A 1792-nucleotide genomic window follows, 5' to 3' on the forward strand; every position below is an offset into this window, starting at 1 on the left:
TTAACGATCGTAAAAAATGCTGGTAAGTTGCATACAGCCTGAAAATTTTTGGTAATGAAAACAGGATGACAGTTATTCATGAGAGCGTCCGCAATGATGGCGTCTCACTCCAAACATACCTTAATGACCTTCAGGCACTCTTACGAACCCAGCCAGATGCTTGGGTTCGCTGCGAACTGCATGGCCTTACGCCCAGTGCAAAATTTGTTCGCATGGAATTCATTGAGCATGACGCTCAAGGTAGACAAATCGCAAAAGCACAAGGGGGCTGCTTTCCTGCGGTTTACGAAAAGATTCAACAAAGCTTTGCTAAAAGTGGGCTCTCCGTTACCACAGGAATTAAGGTTTTAGTCCGTCTGCGCGCTGATCTCCAAGCCGCCTATGGTTTTCAGGTACAAGTTGTCGATATTGATCCGAGCTATACACTCGGCGATTTGAAGACACGTATAGACGCAATTCGCCAGCGCCTCGTGCAAGAGAAACTGTGGGATAAAAATCGCTCAGTCTCACGTCCAACTGATTTTGAACGTGTTGCCGTCATCTCCCCTCCCGGAGCCGCTGGGCAAGGTGATTTTAGAGCTTCGGCCGATATCCTCGCTCGCGTCAATCTTGTCACCTTTGACTATTACGAAACATCTTTTCAGACGGCCAATGCGCCAGATGGCATTATTTCCGTACTCCGGAAGATATTTCCCCTCGCAAAAGCTGGGAAATATTGCGCAGTTGCCCTCATCCGAGGTGGAGGCGCGTCAAGCGATCTGGCATGGCTGGTTGATTACAATCTGACCCGCGCACTTTGTCACATGCCAGTACCCATCATGACGGGTATCGGACATCAACGAGATCGCACCTTACTGGATGAGGTTGCCTGCATCCCCTGCGATACACCATCCAAAGTCGCTGAGTATATTCGTACGACAGTCTGCAACGCAGGGCTAATTGCTGATCGCTCTTACCGGGATATCATCTTCAATACATCTTCTATTGCCGAGAAACATGCGACTAATATTTCAGAGCTTCAAACCCAAGCCTTGATAGATGTCCGTGAAACCGCGCGCGTTGTAGACGAAAAACTTCGTAAAATCTCTGATTATCATGCGCGAGCAGTACGGATGTTAACAGAGATGTCAGGACAGGAAGTGGCTAAGATCAGTCGCCAGATTGCTCTGAATGCCGAAGCAACACAAAACAAGGCCAGTAAAGACATTCTCGCCGCAGTTGCGCGAATTACATCTGACGCAGGAACACAGATCCATCATGCAGACCGTGGTCTTCGCCAATGTATCGAACTCGCTCTAACAGCACCTTTACGGATTATTGGCGAAGCGACCACAAGCCTCGACCGCATGACCCGCTATATTCAGGGTGCGACATACGACCAGATGCGCCTCACGGGCGAAGCTATACTCTCCCTCAAGGGAAACATAACCCGCTTGCCAGCAGGAACTCTCAGCCAAGCAGAGTCCTTACTTGCACAGATTGGAGAAACAGTCCGTGGCACAGCAACGCATGCACTTGTAACCGTCGAAAGAGATATGCAGACCCAGCTAAGCTTTATTTATTCAGCTCCTGCTGCAGAAATCAGCCAAATAGCTGTTGCACTGGATAACACCACAAGCAGCATTACAGACTCTGTTCGCACTTCAGCAAAAATGGCCGAATGGCATCTCCATGTGAATCGAAACAACACGCAAGAACACCTCACAACAGCAATCACATGTGTCCCGCCATTAGTGAGAGAAATAAAATATAAAATTCTCGAAAATGCCCTACAATATATTGAGCAACTCAA

1 protein-coding gene is annotated in these 1792 nt (G+C 48.3%); it reads left to right on the forward strand.

What is annotated here, in order from left to right:
- Positions 1–65: 65 nt before the first annotated feature.
- Positions 66–1792 (forward strand): exodeoxyribonuclease VII large subunit (locus tag CSR02_RS04495; RefSeq protein ID WP_143225536.1); only part of this gene is annotated, 1727 nt, incomplete at its 3' end.

Origin of the sequence: Acetobacter pomorum (assembly GCF_002738225.1) — a bacterium.
Taxonomy (GTDB): Bacteria; Pseudomonadota; Alphaproteobacteria; order Acetobacterales; family Acetobacteraceae; genus Acetobacter; species Acetobacter pomorum.